Source organism: Sporosarcina sp. 6E9 (genome assembly GCF_017921835.1).
In the GTDB taxonomy this organism is placed as follows: domain Bacteria; phylum Bacillota; class Bacilli; order Bacillales_A; family Planococcaceae; genus Sporosarcina.
In genome coordinates this window covers 1,195,441-1,211,665 of the sequence record NZ_JAGEMN010000001.1, presented here as the reverse complement: position 1 = coordinate 1,211,665, position 16,225 = coordinate 1,195,441, and the positions used below count along the sequence as shown (strand labels likewise).

18 protein-coding genes are annotated in these 16,225 nt (G+C 40.0%); 17 read left to right on the top strand and 1 reads right to left on the bottom strand.

Annotation, left to right across the window (positions count from 1 at the left end; genetic code table 11):
* The first annotated feature begins 21 nt into the window (after nt 1-21).
* The 11 genes from hisC to J4G36_RS06230 all read left to right on the top strand — a co-directional run bounded on the left by hisC (nt 22) and on the right by J4G36_RS06230 (nt 9,622).
* On the top strand, nt 22-1,122 hold the full coding sequence (gene hisC, locus J4G36_RS06280; protein WP_210469186.1) for a histidinol-phosphate transaminase: 1,101 nt from the start codon (nt 22-24) through the stop codon (nt 1,120-1,122).
* Entirely contained in the window at nt 1,119-2,219 is a 1,101-nt protein-coding gene (locus J4G36_RS06275; protein WP_210469185.1) for a prephenate dehydrogenase, read from the top strand. The genes hisC and J4G36_RS06275 overlap by 4 nt, the downstream gene beginning before the upstream one ends.
* A gap of 15 nt (nt 2,220-2,234) precedes the next feature.
* Entirely contained in the window at nt 2,235-3,533 is a 1,299-nt protein-coding gene (aroA, locus tag J4G36_RS06270) for a 3-phosphoshikimate 1-carboxyvinyltransferase (protein ID WP_483315880.1), read from the top strand.
* A 57-nt stretch (nt 3,534-3,590) separates the two neighbouring features.
* Nucleotides 3,591-4,856: a tetratricopeptide repeat protein gene (locus J4G36_RS06265; protein WP_210469183.1), complete on the top strand. Its 1,266-nt coding sequence runs from the start codon at nt 3,591-3,593 to the stop codon at nt 4,854-4,856.
* Between the two features lie 2 nt (nt 4,857-4,858).
* A complete protein-coding gene (locus J4G36_RS06260) occupies nt 4,859-5,413 on the top strand; it encodes a ReoY family proteolytic degradation factor (protein WP_210469182.1) in 555 nt (184 codons plus the stop codon).
* Nucleotides 5,414-5,462: 49 nt separating this feature from the next.
* On the top strand, nt 5,463-5,906 hold the full coding sequence (locus tag J4G36_RS06255; RefSeq protein ID WP_368668729.1) for a DUF2487 family protein: 444 nt from the start codon (nt 5,463-5,465) through the stop codon (nt 5,904-5,906).
* 225 nt (nt 5,907-6,131) lie between these two features.
* On the top strand, nt 6,132-6,635 hold the full coding sequence (locus J4G36_RS06250) for a QcrA and Rieske domain-containing protein (RefSeq protein WP_210469181.1): 504 nt from the start codon (nt 6,132-6,134) through the stop codon (nt 6,633-6,635).
* A 23-nt stretch (nt 6,636-6,658) separates the two neighbouring features.
* Nucleotides 6,659-7,333, top strand: a complete 675-nt coding sequence (qcrB, locus tag J4G36_RS06245) for a menaquinol-cytochrome c reductase cytochrome b subunit (protein WP_210469180.1) — start codon at nt 6,659-6,661, stop codon at nt 7,331-7,333.
* 53 nt (nt 7,334-7,386) lie between these two features.
* Entirely contained in the window at nt 7,387-8,160 is a 774-nt protein-coding gene (locus J4G36_RS06240; protein ID WP_210469179.1) for a menaquinol-cytochrome c reductase cytochrome b/c subunit, read from the top strand.
* 115 nt (nt 8,161-8,275) lie between these two features.
* A complete protein-coding gene (lhaT, locus tag J4G36_RS06235; RefSeq protein WP_210469178.1) occupies nt 8,276-8,878 on the top strand; it encodes a lipoprotein heptaprenylglyceryl N-acetyltransferase LhaT in 603 nt (200 codons plus the stop codon).
* Between the two features lie 69 nt (nt 8,879-8,947).
* Complete coding sequence (locus J4G36_RS06230) at nt 8,948-9,622, top strand: zinc metallopeptidase (protein ID WP_210469177.1); 675 nt, start codon at nt 8,948-8,950, stop codon at nt 9,620-9,622.
* 61 nt (nt 9,623-9,683) lie between these two features.
* On the opposite strand, the gene J4G36_RS06225 is transcribed toward J4G36_RS06230, so the two are convergent.
* Nucleotides 9,684-10,556 (bottom strand): YitT family protein, encoded by an 873-nt coding sequence (locus tag J4G36_RS06225; protein ID WP_210469176.1) that lies wholly within the window; start codon nt 10,554-10,556, stop codon nt 9,684-9,686.
* A 143-nt stretch (nt 10,557-10,699) separates the two neighbouring features.
* On the opposite strand from J4G36_RS06225, the gene J4G36_RS06220 reads away from it, so the two are divergent.
* From J4G36_RS06220 to panB, 6 genes are all read left to right on the top strand, one after another.
* Complete coding sequence (locus J4G36_RS06220) at nt 10,700-11,032, top strand: nucleotide pyrophosphohydrolase (protein ID WP_210469175.1); 333 nt, start codon at nt 10,700-10,702, stop codon at nt 11,030-11,032.
* 3 nt (nt 11,033-11,035) lie between these two features.
* Nucleotides 11,036-11,836, top strand: coding sequence for a 4-hydroxy-tetrahydrodipicolinate reductase (dapB, locus tag J4G36_RS06215; protein ID WP_210469174.1), 801 nt, complete (start codon nt 11,036-11,038; stop codon nt 11,834-11,836).
* 24 nt (nt 11,837-11,860) lie between these two features.
* Nucleotides 11,861-12,994 (top strand): N-acetyl-alpha-D-glucosaminyl L-malate synthase BshA, encoded by a 1,134-nt coding sequence (gene bshA / locus J4G36_RS06210; RefSeq protein ID WP_210469173.1) that lies wholly within the window; start codon nt 11,861-11,863, stop codon nt 12,992-12,994.
* Complete coding sequence (locus tag J4G36_RS06205; RefSeq protein ID WP_210469172.1) at nt 12,991-14,181, top strand: CCA tRNA nucleotidyltransferase; 1,191 nt, start codon at nt 12,991-12,993, stop codon at nt 14,179-14,181. Before bshA ends, J4G36_RS06205 begins: the two co-directional genes overlap by 4 nt.
* Entirely contained in the window at nt 14,171-15,139 is a 969-nt protein-coding gene (locus J4G36_RS06200; RefSeq protein WP_368668728.1) for a biotin--[acetyl-CoA-carboxylase] ligase, read from the top strand. The genes J4G36_RS06205 and J4G36_RS06200 overlap by 11 nt, the downstream gene beginning before the upstream one ends.
* Before the next feature lie 243 nt (nt 15,140-15,382).
* A complete protein-coding gene (gene panB / locus J4G36_RS06195) occupies nt 15,383-16,225 on the top strand; it encodes a 3-methyl-2-oxobutanoate hydroxymethyltransferase (protein WP_210469170.1) in 843 nt (280 codons plus the stop codon).

Here is a 16,225-nt window from a genome sequence, read left to right as displayed (position 1 = left end):
TACTTTACCGGAGGGATAAACATGCATTGGAGAAAAGCATTAAAAGATATGAAACCTTACACACCAGGAAAATCAATTGAAGAAGTTAAGGAAATGTATGGTCTAAATGAAGTTGTGAAATTAGCATCAAATGAAAATCCATACGGCACAGTTCCAGCTGTTCAGAAATATTTTGAAAACATGTCTATTAATTATGAGGTTTATCCGGATGGTTATGCGGGATTGTTACGTACCAAAATGGCTGAAAAGCTAGGTGTTGAAGAAAACCGCCTTATCTTTGGAAGTGGTTCAGATGAACTTATTGTGATCATTGCGCGAGCACTATTAGGACCGGGAACAAATACCATTGCAGCGACACCTACATTTCCTCAATACGCACATCATGCGGAAATTGAGGGCGCACTCGTTAAGGAAATACCACTGGTTGATGGCCAACACGATTTGAATGCATTTCATCAAGCAATTGACGAAAACACATCGGTCATTTGGTTGTGCAGTCCGAACAATCCTACAGGTAGTTTAATCAATCACGAAGAGTTGGTTGTTTTTCTAGAAAAAGTTCCTGAAAATATTTTAGTCGTTATTGATGAAGCGTATTTCGAATATATCACCGATCCAGCATACATAAATACTGTCAACCTAACTGAACAATATAAAAACGTGATTGTGTTGAGAACCTTTTCCAAAGCATATGGACTTGCTGCATTCCGAGTAGGATACGGAATTAGTAGTCCTGAGATTATTACTAATCTAGATACTGTTCGCAGTCCGTTTAATATAACGTCAACTAGTTTGCAACTGGCAGAAGTAGCATTAGAAGACGATTCGTTTATTGCAATGTGCAGAAAACTAAATCGTGAACAAATGGTTCGTATTCAAGAGTTTGCAGCGGAAAACAATCTTCATGTATTTGATTCGGAAGCTAACTTCTTGCTGATTGAAGTTCCAATGAATGCCACAGATGCTACAGAAAAGCTACTTCAACACGGGTATATTGTTAGGAGCGGGGATGCGCTTGGAGTGCCTGGTTATATTCGAGTGACAATTGGGACCGAGTCTCAAAATGACGGTTTTTTAGAAGCGTTTTCGACATTGATTGAACGTGTAGGGCATGAAAGATGAAAGTGAATGTTTCAATAATTGGGCTCGGTTTAATTGGTGGTTCACTAGGCCTTGCGCTTAAGAGGAACCGAGATGTTCATATAACAGGTTTTGACAATTCATATAGTACTATGCAAGAGGCATATCGGCGTGGAATAATTGATACGATTTCAGTTTCCATTGATAGCGTAAGTGAGAATGCTGATGTCATCATTTTTGCAACGCCAGTGAATACCACGGTTCGATTATTAAAAGATGTTCCAAATTGGAAATTAAAACAAGACGTTATCATTACGGATACTGGCAGCACAAAAGTTCCAATCATGAAGGCCGCTGAACCTTTACTAGAAAGCGGCATCACTTTTATCGGTGGACACCCGATGGCAGGTTCTCATAAGAGCGGAGTTACGGCCGCTCGAGAACACCTCTTTGAAAATGCTTACTACATATTGACACCAGCAAGTGAAGCCCAAACCAAAAAGGTTAAAGGACTTCGTGAATTACTAATTCCCACTAAAGGGAAAGTATCAATTCTAGAGGCGAGTGAACATGACCGCATGACAGCGATTGTAAGCCATTTTCCACATCTTGTAGCCTCTTCCTTAGTGGGGAGATTATGCGCGCAACAAAAAGAATTTCCATTTGTTCGCGAGTTAGCTGCAGGCGGATTTAGGGATATTACTCGAATTGCTTCAGCTGATCCAATCATGTGGCGTGACATTACGACCCAAAACCGTGATGAGCTATTAAACCAACTGGACGGCTGGATGCTTGAAATGTCAAATGTCCGCAACATGCTTCTTCAGAATGATTCGGGAAAAATCCAGTCATATTTTGATGAATCTAAAAAGTACCGCGATGATTTGCCAATTACAAGCCAAGGTGCACTTTACATGACGTATGATTTACATATTGATATACCAGATCATCCAGGAGTGATTTCAGAAGTCACAAAGATACTTGCAGATGAACGTATTAGTTTGACGAATATACGGATTGTCGAAACAAGATCAGATGTTTTTGGGATTTTAGTGATTAGCTTTCAATCAGCAGAAGATCGGTTGCAAGCCCAAGTTGCACTCACAGAGGAAACTGATTATAGTTCACACATTGTTTAACTGGAGGGATCTATGATGGAGAACTTAAAAACAGTTCATTATAATAATTCTATAGTATCAGGTAAAATCGAGGTACCAGGAGATAAGTCTATTTCACATCGAGCGATTATGTTGGGATCGATTGCCAAAGGAAAAACGATTATATCCGGATTCTTGAACGGTGAAGATTGCTTGCGCACCATCGACATTTTTAGGTTGCTAGGCGTTTCAATTGATAGACAAGGTACGGATGTTACAATTGATAGCCCTGGAATAAATAATTGGAAAACGCCAACAGAGGAGTTATACGCGGGCAATTCGGGTACAACAGCCCGTCTGATGCTTGGAATTCTCGCAGGTGCTAATATTTCATCCGCTGTATTAACAGGAGATGAATCGTTATCCGTAAGACCAATGAATCGAGTGACAAAACCATTGCACGCAATGGGGGCATCGATTACAAGTGAAATTGATAATGATTTATTGCCATTGAAAATTGAAGCTAGCTCTCTTGCAGCTATCGATTACACAAACCCTGTCGCTAGTGCTCAAGTGAAATCGGCAATTCTTTTCGCAGGTTTACATGCAAAAGGCACAACGATTGTTCGTGAAGATACACTATCCCGTGACCATACAGAACAAATGCTATCCCATTTTGGAGCTGATGTACGTTCAAATAATGGTGAAATAAGTATTACTGGTGGCGGCTCGCTTAACGGAACTACTGTCCATGTCCCAGGGGATATATCTTCTGCTGCATTTTTCATGGTTGCCGCTGCAATGGTAAAAGATAGTTCGCTAACATTTACTAATCTTGGACTCAATCCTACACGTTCTGGCATTCTTGATGTCTTGGGAAACATGGGGGCAGAAATAAATGTGATGGATGAGTCGGCAGAAAACGGGGAACGTACCGGAAATGTAACCATCGCATATAATAAAGTACTCCCTACAGAAATCAGCGGTTCGCTTATTCCGCGATTGATTGATGAACTTCCAATTATCGCTTTACTTGCAACGCAGGCTGAGGGTACTACGATTATTAAAGATGCATCTGAACTTCGCGTGAAAGAAACGGATCGAATTGCTGCAGTGACAAACGAGTTGACGAAACTTGGCGCGAATATTGAGGCAACTGACGATGGGATGATTATTCAAGGACCAACTGTACTTGCAGGCGGTACTATGGACTCTTATGGCGACCATCGTTTGGGAATGATGGCTGCAATTGCCTCGCTAATAACAACTGATCCGATTACGATTAAAGATTCGGCGTGTATTGATATTTCATACCCTACATTCTTTGAAGATTTAGAAAAAGTCGTTGGTAAATAGTTCCTGGACGAATGACGATCAACGGAATGTATACATTGCGAAAGAACAGGTGAAAATATGGAACAGTTACAATTGATTGAACAATTAATCCAAGAAGGTGATGTCGAAGCACTTGAAACCTTACTCGATAAGTTAGCAAGATCTACAGACCTTGATATGCTTTATGAAGCAGCAAGTATTTTTGCGTCTTATGGATTCATGGAAGAAGCGGATTTTCTATACGAAACATTGTTAAATCATTTACCCGATGAAGCCCAATTGAAAATTGACCGGGCAAGTATTTTATTAGAACTAGATAAAGAGGACGAAGCATTACTGCTTCTATCGGAAATAAAATCAACAGACGAAGAATACGTTCAAGCTTTATTAGCACTTGCTGACTATTACCAGATGACAGGATTAGCTGAAACAGCGCTAAGTAAAATCCAAGAAGCCTATGCACTTCTACCAAATGAGCCAGTTATACGTTTTGCTTATGCAGAATTATTGTTAGACGCTGGAAAATTTGGCGAAGCAGCTCGTTTATATTCGGATTTGAAAGAAGAGGTAGAGTATATTGGTCATGTCAGTATTTCATCTCGATTGGCAGAAGCTTACAGTGCTGGAGCCGCGTATGAACAGTCAATACCTTATTATGAAGAGTTGTTGGAAGAGAGCAGATTACCCGATACGCTTTTTGGTGCTGCCTTTGCATACTACCAGCTCGGAGAAGCATCCAAAGCTGTTACATTATTGAATGAACTTATCGACATCGATCCAGATTATTATTCAGCTTATATGCTGGCGGGTCAGGCAATGCTATTGGAAGGAAATGATGAAAAAGCTTACCAGATGTTCCAAAATGGTATCAAAAGAGATGAATTTGATAAAGAGCTTCAGCTTTCTGCTGGTAAATGCGCGCTGAAAATGGGGCAGCCGGAAAAGGCTGAGACACATTTGAAAGAAGCGCTTGCACTCGATCCGGAATATGTTGATGCACTGATTACCCTTGCTTCTCTTTATAATGAAAATGAGCGAGATGACGATTTATTTGAATTGCTTTCACTTGCCACTGAAGAAAGTTTAGATATACCGTTATTAAGTGCGTTTTTAGCATATGCTTATGAGAGAACAGAGCAATTTAAAAAGGCATACGATTCATTTGTCAAGGCATATAATGAAATGAAGGATGATTATGAATTTCTTTCGAAATATGCAAGTTTTCTAAACGAAGAAGGAAAACGCAGTGAAGCAGTAGAAGTAGTAGAGCGGTTAGTAACGCTATTTCCAGAAGATCAAAATTGGAGAGCATTTCTCGAAGCGCAAACTGACGAGGAGGTGTGATAGTGACGGCCATGGTTCCTGTCGCTACGAAAAAGGAGTTTGTCCGGTGGTTTTTAAAGCGGTACAAATTAAAGCGTCGTGAATGTGTATGGATTTTGAATTATCTTCTCAGTCATGAACAAATTTTACAAAATGTTCATTTTACAGACGAAGCACATTATTGCCCGCGTGCTATGATCATTTCGACAACGAAATCAGAAAGTATTCCATTCCGATTTTATAAAGGGAATTTAATGACTGCTGATGCTGAAAAATCATTTCATGATTTACGACTTCACGAAGATGAAAAAATGTATATTCAATTAAATTTCCCGAATAATCATTCGTGTCCACAATATGCAAGTGTTCGGGAAGAAAATCCTTTTCTCCCATCGTATTTGCAAGTGAGTGAAATGGATCGTAAAACTGCTGAAAGACTAGTCGAGGAAAGTATTGCTGCAATGACTAAGGAAACATTGATGAAAGGCATCAATGAAGCGCTTGATACAAATGATAAAGAGCGTTTTATTACCCTTTCAAACTTATTAAATGAATCAAAAGTGAAGGGGAACTTGTGACTCCATCGATTTTGATGGAGTCATTTTCACTTTTTAGGGGGATATAATTGTGAATTGGAATGCAAAAGATATGGATACATACATGCAACAGAAGGAATATATTGATACTCTTCTTGTGCCGCTTCTAAAACTCGAAACAAATCCAGAAAACATGAAGAGCAGTTCGTCGTCAACAGAATTTCTTATGTATCTTTCTACTTTCATGGAAAGTCAATTCAAAGGTCGCATCTTGTTGTTGCCACCGTTTTCATATACGCAATCTATGGATTTAGAGATATTTGCAGAAACTTTACAACAAGATATAAACCTGATGGATTTTAAGCATGTATTTTATTTAACGACGGATTCGAATTGGACGTCAAGTAAGCTCGATGATGTAATTTGGTTGCCGTCTATACCATTGGAAAGTATGGACAAGCAGTTAAGACAAAAAATCATCGAAGATCAACTTAGACAAGTCTTGCCTCTACTGACAAAAAAATGGTCGGACTGAAAAAACTTACGCCATAATTGCTACTAGGAAATTACATAATTCTTGCTAGTGGGCCTAAAAACCGTTAAAGTGAAATAAAATTCGTAAATTGTTCACAAATTTTGTTTTACTATGTCATGTTAGATTGAATTTCCTGGATGATTAAGCTATCATAGAAGTGTCCTAGTATTACATTTAGCAAAAGTTTGTCCGTTGGACTGACCTTTAAGTTAGAGGAGGGAAATGATGAGTAAGAATCGAGTGTCAAGACGCCAATTCCTTAGTTATTCGCTAATGGGGGTCGGTGGTTTCATGATTTCCGGAACATTAATGCCAATGCTTCGTTTCGCAGTCGATCCAGTATTGCAAAAATCCGGCATAGGAGATTACACACCAACACAGTATAAAGTGGACGATCTAACAGAAGAACCTGTTCGTGTCGATTACATGATTAAAGATCGTAAAGATGGTTGGTATGAATCTGATGTTTCATATACAGCATGGGTGTATAAGAATGGCGATGAAATTATCGCGCTATCTCCTGTTTGTAAGCATCTTGGTTGTACTGTTAACTGGGGATCTGAAGGCCATCCAAATGAATTCTTTTGTCCGTGCCATGCAGGCCGGTACACGAAAAATGGTGCCAACGTAAAAGGAACTCCGCCTATTGGGCCACTAGACGAATATGACGTACTAGTGAAAGATGGGTTGCTTTATCTTGGAGGAACGAAACCGAACACATTAGTTTAAAATTGTTAGGGGGTACGACCGAAGTGCTAAATAAAATTTATGATTGGGTTGATGAACGGTTAGATATCACACCAATTTGGCGCGATATCGCGGACCACGAAGTACCTGAGCACGTAAACCCTGCACATCATTTTTCTGCATTCATTTATTGTTTTGGAGGATTGACATTTTTTATAACTGTCATTCAAATTTTGTCGGGGATGTTCCTGACAATGTATTATACTCCCGATATTGAAAATGCATGGAAATCCGTTTACTACCTTCAAAACGAAGTAGCATTCGGTGAAATTGTGCGTGGTATGCATCACTGGGGAGCTTCACTCGTCATTGTCATGATGTTCCTTCATACGCTGCGTGTATTCTTTACAGGTTCTTATAAGAAACCTCGTGAACTGAATTGGATCGTTGGCGTATTAATATTCGTAACGATGCTTGGACTTGGTTTCACAGGATATTTATTACCATGGGATATGAAAGCATTGTTCGCTACGAAAGTTGGAATTGAAATTGCGGCATCCGTCCCATTCATTGGGGAGCAAATTAAGATTCTTCTTGCAGGAGATTCTGAAATTCTCGGTGCACAGACATTAACGCGCTTTTTCGCGATCCATGTATTCTTCCTACCAGCCGCTTTGCTTGGGTTGCTTGCGGCACACTTTGTATTTATAAGAAGACAAGGTATTTCAGGACCGCTATAAGTTTAAACAAATATACATATAGCGTGTAACGATTTAAAAAGGAGGGGACATATATGCAACGCGGAAAAGGGATGAAGTTTGTTGGGGATTCTCGCATTAAGGCAAGTAATAAAATGCCGAACGTCCCAAAAGATTACTCAGAACATCCAGGGAAAACGGAAGCATTTTGGCCAAACTTCTTACTGAAGGAATGGTTAATAGGTGCGGTTTTCTTAATCGGATATTTAGTATTGACACTTGCAGCTCCGGCTCCGCTTGAGCGTCAAGCGGACCCGACAGACACAATGTATATTCCGGTTCCGGATTGGTACTTCTTATCAATGTACCAACTTTTAAAATATGAATTTGCTTCAGGACCATGGAACATCGTAGGGGCTCTTATAATGCCTGGATTAGCAATTGGTGCACTTATGTTAGTTCCTTTCATGGATACTACTAAAGAGCGTCGTCCATTTAAGCGTCCGCTTCCAACAGCATTCATGCTACTTGCAGTTTCTGCACTCATTTATTTGACGTGGGAATCCGTCGCTAACCACGACTGGGAACTTGCTGCAAGACAAGGTGCAATTGTTGAGGAAGTAGAATTCGATATGGATTCAGAAGGTTATCATATTTATGCGGAATCATCATGTATCGGTTGTCACGGGGATTCATTCGAAGGTGGAATGGGTGCACCACTTGTTGATACTGGCTTAACTGCAGACCAAATAGCGGATATCGCTGTTAACGGTACTGAAAATGGAAAAATGGCTCCTGGCTATTGGTCCGGAACTGATGAAGAACTAAAGACACTATCAGAGTTTATATCAGAATTAAAAAATGATTAATTAAAAGAGTCAGGAACTTAACTGCCTTTAAGGTTGTTAAGTAACCAACTCCCTTTAGGGGAGTTGGAAACTGACTCTTTTTTTGTATCCATACTTAAAGTGGAGAGATGTGTATATGATGACATTGTTATCAAGAATCTGGTTGGTGCTTTCGCATAAATCTTTTCTTTGGTTGTTACTATTTATCAATTTATCCGGTACAATTTACGGGTATGATTGGTATAAGTGGCAATTGGTCATTACCGAACCAAAATATTGGATTTTTGTTCCTGACAGTCCAACGGCCAGCTTGTTTTTCACCATCGCAATAATTGGTTGGTTGATCAATCGAAACTTTAAATTAATAGAGGCGTTAGCGCTAATCACGCTTGTTAAATATGGTCTTTGGGCAGTCGTCATGAATTTGTTGACACTCATTGAAACGGGTTCAATTGGTTGGGTCGGATGGATGTTGATCGCTTCACACTTTGCAATGGCCGTCCAAGCAATCTTATATATTCCATTTTATAATTTTGGATTTGGTCATATTGCACTCGCTGCAATATGGACATTGCATAATGATGTCATCGACTATGTATTCGGACAAATGCCGATATATAGTAATCTGATGAAGTACACCGATCAAATCGGTTATTTTACATTTTGGCTTTCGATTACCTGTATCGCCATTGCTTACTTCGTTTGGCATAAAAAAACCCGTTCTACTCCATTTTCATAGCAAATAGTTGCGATGTATCCTATAGCGATATAAAATGAGAATAGAGATAAAAGAGGAGGAAATGCAGAAATGGGTTCTTATTTGATTTACTTGGCGATAATTATTATTTTGCCATTGTACGCACAATTCAAAGTGAAAAGCACATACAATAAATATTCAAAAATCCGTTCGACCTCCGGAATGACCGGGGCTCAAGCTGCTCGCTTAATCTTAGATCAAAACGGTTTGCAAAATGTGAAAGTCGTTGAATCAAAAGGGTTTCTAAGCGATCATTATAATCCGGCTACTAAAACCGTTGCCCTCTCTACTCATAACTACCACGAGGCATCAGTAGCCGGGACAGCCGTTGCAGCGCATGAGGTCGGTCATGCGATTCAAGACCAAGAGGCTTATTCCTTTTTGCGTCTGCGTCACCGCTTAGTGCCGGTTGCAAGCCTTACATCGAATGCTTCATGGGTTTTCATCATGATTGGCTTGTTTTTTCAGAGTATGAACTCGTTACTTGGTGTCGGGATTGCGCTTTTGGCAGTAGGCGTTTTGTTCCAAATTGTTACATTGCCAGTAGAATTCAATGCTTCAAGTAGGGCAATGGATCAGATTGTCACGCTAGGTATCATTCGAAACGAAGAAGAAGGGCATGCGAAGAAAGTACTGAACGCGGCGGCAATGACTTATGTTGCGGCAGCAGCAGTTGCTGTGCTCGAATTGGTTCGTCTACTGTTGATTTTCACAAACAGAGACTAATTGCACGTAAAAAAAGTCTGTCCCTATTGAAACGGGATAGACTTTTTTTGTAGATGAAAACCTATGGATTAATCGGTCTTTTTTGCTCATCAAGTGTAAATCCTTCTCCCAACACTTCATGAACATCTATTAGTGAGACGAAGGCGTGTTCATCGATTGAGGCGATAATGTTTTTCAATCGAACAATTTCGTTTTTGCCAACAACACAATACAGAACTTGTCGGTCTGATTTAGTGAAATGGCCATGGCCAGATAATACGGTTACCCCGCGGTCCATTTGCGCGGTAATTTTAGTAGCTATCTCATTGTGATAACCCGAAATGATTAAAGCACCTCTTGCTGCATATGCGCCTTCTTGAACAAAGTCAATAACACGTGCTCCGACAAATACAGCCACAAGTGTGTACATCATTGAACGAGAGTTAAGATAGACAATCCAAGAAAGCAAGATAACGATTGCATCGAAGAGGAACATTGTTTTTCCCATGCCCCATCCAAGGTATTTATGTCCCAAACGTGCGATAATATCAACACCGCCAGTTGTTCCGCCGTACCTGAAAATTATTCCAAGCCCAATGCCAATAAAAAGGCCTGCAAATAACGCAACAAGCACCATATCTTCTTGCATATGAAAATCAATTTGGTAAATCATGAATACTTTTATAAATATCGATACAGCTATTGTACCGATGACCGTATATATAAAAACAAGTCTCCCCAACAACTTCCATCCGATGACAAACATGGGGATATTTAAAATTAGGTTCATGAGTGCTGGGTCCCAATTGAAAGCAAAGAGCAGGATTAGGGTAATTCCGGTAAATCCGCCTTCTGCTAATTCATTTTGAATATTAAAGTGAACAAGACCAAAACTAAATATTGCCGCGCCTATAAGAATGAAAATAACATTTTTAAACTTAACACCATTAAACATATAAATGCCGCCTTTCGAATGAATTACACTTAAACAGAACTAGTGTCCATTTTGATTGCATTGTTGCAATATTCCTATTATCATCCATATTTATATCTTTGACAACCGCGAAGTAAATTAATACGATAGGAGAGAGTTAACGAATGAAAAATAAGACCTTACATGATTTGCAAGCTGAAATTGATACATACATAAATGGTTTTGAAGAAGGTTATTTCCCGCCCATGGAACTTTTGGCTCGACTAACAGAAGAATTGGGGGAATTATCAAGAGAAGTGCAGCATGTATATGGCATGAAAAAGAAGAAAAGCGGGGAAGCGATTCGCTCATTGGAAGAGGAAACAGGGGATTTATTTTTTGTTCTCGTCTGTTTTGCTAACTCGCAAGGTATCAGTTTGGAAAAAGCACTTACAACGGTAGTAGAAAAATTTAAAGTTCGTGATGCAAATCGTTGGACTAAAAAGGAGGAGCAATAAATCATGACGATTCGAATTGCGATTGCCGGTGCACGAGGGAGAATGGGAACCGCGGCAGTTAAGGCATTAACGGAATTTGAAGATATGAAAGTCGTTGCTGCATTGGATTATAAAGGAGAAGGACTTTTTGTACATGGGGAAAGTTTAACAGATGATGCCAATGGGATTCCGGTTTATACAAATTTTGATCTCCTGGCAAACGAAACAAAACCCGATATCCTTTTGGAATTAACCACACCAGATACGGTATATGAAAATATGCACCGAGCGATTACATATGGAATTAGGCCTGTCGTTGGAACATCGGGTTTATCAATTAAACAAATTGAAGAAATAACAAAATTTGCAAACGACAATCAAGTCGGCGGAATTATAGCGCCTAACTTCTCGATAGGCGCGGTTTTAATGATGAAATTTGCAGCTATGGCATCCCGTTATCTTGGCGATGTCGAGATCATTGAATCTCATCATGATCAAAAAATAGACGCGCCTTCAGGAACCGCGACTAAAACAGTGGATATGATCAAGGAATACAGGAAATCGCATATTCAAGGTCATCCAGATGAGAAAGAACACTTACCGGGTGCCCGTGGTGCATCAATTGACGGTATTAGATTACATAGTGTAAGACTTCCGGGTTTACTTGCACATCAAGAAGTATTGTTAGGCAGTACAGGTGAATTACTCACGATTCGGCATGATTCATTCGATCGTAGTTGTTTTATGCCTGGAATTGTTATGGCGATACGCAATGTCATGGAAAGAAATGAACTGATATATGGACTTGAACATATTATCGAGTAGGATATTATCGAAAGGGAGCTTGACATGAAAAAATTAAAAGTTGGCGTCATTTGCTACCCTTCTTTAGGTGGATCCGGTGTCGTTGCAACCGAACTTGGAATAATGATGGCAAATAAAGGTCATGAGATGCATTTTATTACATCAAGTATGCCTTTTCGATTTCTTAATGCACATCCAAAGATGAATTTTCATGAAGTCACAATCGAAGGGTATTCTGTTTTTAAATACCCACCTTACGATATCGCGCTTGCAAATCGCATCGCGCAAGTAATCGAATCAGAAGAATTGGACTTGCTTCATGTCCATTATGCAATGCCACACGCGGTCTCAGCAGCTCTTGGAAAAGATATGGCCGGTTCAGACATTGGTGTTATTACTACCTTACACGGTACAGATGTCACGATCCTCGGTTATGATCCTGCCCTTCGAAATACTGTCCGATATGGTATTAATAAATCGACAATCGCTACTGCCGTTTCAGAATCCCTTAAGCAAGATACAATTAATCTTATCAATCCAGATAAAGATATTCGTGTCATTTATAATTTTATCGACGAAGAAACTTATGTACCGCAAGATGCTGGGTTGTTGAAATCAGAACTTGGTATTCTGGAAGATGAAAAGGTGATTATTCATATTTCAAACTTTCGTGACGTGAAAAACATTCCAGACATAGTGAAAAGTTTTCATGAAATAACCAAATCGATAGAGGCAAAACTATTACTTGTTGGAGAAGGACCCGAGCAAGAAAACATCATCAGACTTGTTGAGGATTTAAATCTTCAAAACAAAGTTATATTCACAGGAAAACGAAATGATATGTCTGAACTACTTGCAATCAGTGATGTTATGTTCCATTTATCCCGTAAAGAAGCGTTCGGACTTGTTTTACTTGAGGCGCTTGCTTGCGGGGTTCCATCAATTGCTACAAATGTCGGTGGGATACCGGAAGTTATTGAAGATGGGGTAAACGGTTTTATTGTTCCCTATGGAAATATCGATGCCGCTGTTGAAAAAGGATTATTGCTGCTAGAAGATAAAGAACTATATGCAACGTTTAAACGTAATGGTTTCAGAACAGCAAAAGAAAAATTCCATTCGTCGGGGATTGTCGACCAATATGAAGAACTTTATTATGAAGTGGCGGGAACGAAATGAGCAATATCTTTGGTAGCAGTGCGAGTTATGAAGTGATTCGCCGACTTGAAATAGCTGGCCATGAAGCGGTATTCGTCGGAGGCGCTGTTCGCGATCATCTCTTAGGTAAAACTGCAAAGGACATAGATATCGCAACTTCTGCGGAACCTGATGAAGTGAAAGCGGTATTCAATAATACAATCGATGTTGGAATAGCGCATGGCACGGTGCTTGTTATTATTGAGCAAGAAGCAATCGAAGTTACGACCTTTAGAACAGAAGGAACATACACGGATCATCGCCGGCCAGACAATGTCCATTTTGTTAAAACTTTGCGCGAAGATTTATTGCGTAGAGATTTTACAATCAACGCACTTGCAATGACAAAGTGCGGACAAATTATTGACTTGTTTGAAGGTGAAAAAGATTTGAAAGAGCGAATAATTCGCGCAGTAGGAAATCCAACTGAGCGTTTTCATGAAGACGCTCTCCGTATGTTGCGAGCTGTCAGATTCTCGTCTGTACTCGATTTTGATATTGAGGCGGGCACCTTGCAAGCAATCCATGATAATGCGCATCAAATTAAATATGTTTCGATAGAACGAGTCAAAATAGAACTAGATAAACTTTTCACAGGCGTAAATCCATTGAAAGGATTGAACACCTTATTTTCTTCCCAGTTGGGAAAGGAACTTTCACTTTCTACAAATAAAACGGAAGAATTAAAACGTGTGCTTCCATTTCGTAACGCGCTCGAAGGTTGGGCTTTTTTTGCCACGATAGCCGGATCAACGCCTGCTAAATTAGCCAATCATTTTAAATTATCGAATGAAGAACGAAATTTCATAAAAACTGTGCACGAAATTTATTCAAAGCGATTTATAAGTGACTACACATTGAATGATTATTACGTTTATGGTTTACCAGAGCTGAAATGTGCGGAGAAGTTTTATGGTGTAAGCGCTACTGATTCTATGACACGCACTGATTTGGAAATTGAGGACAATAAAAATTCGTTGCCCATCCAATCGAAACAAGACCTTGTCGTAAATGGCAGGGACTTAATAGAATGGACAGGTTTGACCGGTGGACCATGGACAGGCAAGTGGATTGGAAAAATAGAACAGGCCGTATTGCACAGAAAATGTGAAAATACACTGATTGATATAAAGGACTGGTTTATGAATGACTTCAAATATGAAAAATGAGTTATTGAAAAGACTTTTTGAAGCGAACGGTCAACCGGTGTCTGGACAAGAAATTGCAGATGAATTCGGGCTATCGAGAACTGCAATATGGAAATACGTCAAAGACCTTGAAAAAGATGGTTATGAAATTGGATCCATTCGAAAAAAAGGTTATTATTTAATTGCCGTTCCGGATCGGGTAAATGAAGCGAATGTTAAGAAACACTTGAAAAGTACTGTTTTCGGTCAGCGGATTGACTATAAGGAATCATGTCTTTCAACCCAATTCATAGCGCATGAGGAAGCTCAAAACGGAGCTCCGAATGGAACAGTCGTAATATCCGAAGAACAAACAGCGGGTAAAGGAAGGATGTCGAGACCATGGGATTCGGCGGACGGCAAAGGGATTTGGATGAGCGTCATCACTCGCCCCGCACTTACTCCGCAACAGGCGCCTCAAATGACATTGGTGGCGGCAGTTGCGGTAACCCGTGCAATCGAGGAAGTTGCTGGTGTTAATCCTTCTATTAAATGGCCGAACGATATATTGATTGATGGTAAAAAAGTAACCGGAATTTTAACAGAGTTGCAAGCGGATCCGGATCGTGTCAAAGCAATTATTCTAGGTATTGGAATTAATGTAAATCAAAATGAAGAAGATTTTCCGGAAGAGTTGAAATCGATTGCTACCTCACTGAAAATCGTTGGAGGGAAAACGATTAATCGTGCCATACTCATTGCAAAGACGCTAGAATTACTTGAGCATTATACGAATCTCTATGTAGCGCATGGATTTAGCCCAATAAAGCTGTTATGGGAAGGGTATTCAAACACCGTTGGAAAGCGGATTCGCGCTGTGATGTTCAATGAAACGATTGAAGGCATTGCCATGGGGATTACCGAAGACGGCATGTTAAATCTGAAGTTAGAAGACGGTTCTATTCGTGGAATATTCTCTGCGGATATTCACTTTCAATAATAATATGTGTACATAACAATTTCTATTTGGTATAGTAGTTTCGATGGGCGGTATCATTTTTGAACTGCACCTTGCAATTACATTCGTTATGATAAACTTAGTGGATTTAAAAATGTTCTGCCTTGATCTTTACAAAGACAGGGACGGAGGAAACCATCAACCGATGATTACACAACCCTTCTGTCCATTTTTGGATAGAAGGGTTTTTATTTTTGGTTTTCTTCCAGGAGAGGAGAAAAGAAAATGAAAACGACATCAGATTTTATTAAAATGAAAAGAGAGAACGAGAAAATCGCCATGCTTACCGCATACGATTATCCATCGGGAAAATTAGCAGAAGAAGCCGGGGTGGATATCATTCTAGTAGGCGATTCACTGGGAATGGTTGTTCTTGGTTATGATTCAACAGTTGCCGTAACAGTTGACGACATGATTCACCACGGAAAAGCAACCAGGCGCGGTGCCCGGGATACGTTCATCGCAGTTGATATGCCATTTGGGTCGTATCAAGGTTCTTATGATAGAACGCTGCAAGAAGCAATCCGAATATTTCAAGAGACTGGAGCGAATGCGCTTAAGCTTGAAGGCGCAGGAGAAGTCATTAATGTCATTGATCTTCTAACGAATACTGGGATTCCAGTCGTTGCACATTTAGGCTTACTTCCACAACATGCAGGAGTTGTTGGCGGATACAGAGTCCAAGCTAAAACTGCTGAGGCAGCAGAACAGTTAATTAACGATGCGCGGGCTTGTGAAGAAGCAGGAGCGTTTATGCTTGTGCTTGAATGTATTCCATATCAATTGGCCAAAGAAGTCTCCGCAGCTATCTCAATTCCTGTAATTGGTATCGGAGCTGGCGCAGAGACGGACGGTCAAGTACTCGTCTTCCATGACACCATTCAGTACGGCAGTCATCATATCCCTAAATTCGTAGAAAAGTTTGCTGACTCGGGCACTGTCATCAGGGATGGTCTGAAAGATTATGTTGAGGCTGTTAAGGAAGGGTCATTTCCAGCAGATCGCCACCGTTTTACGATGAAAGAAGAAGAGTTGAGTGCGCTATACGGAAGTAATCAAGGTGAGTAA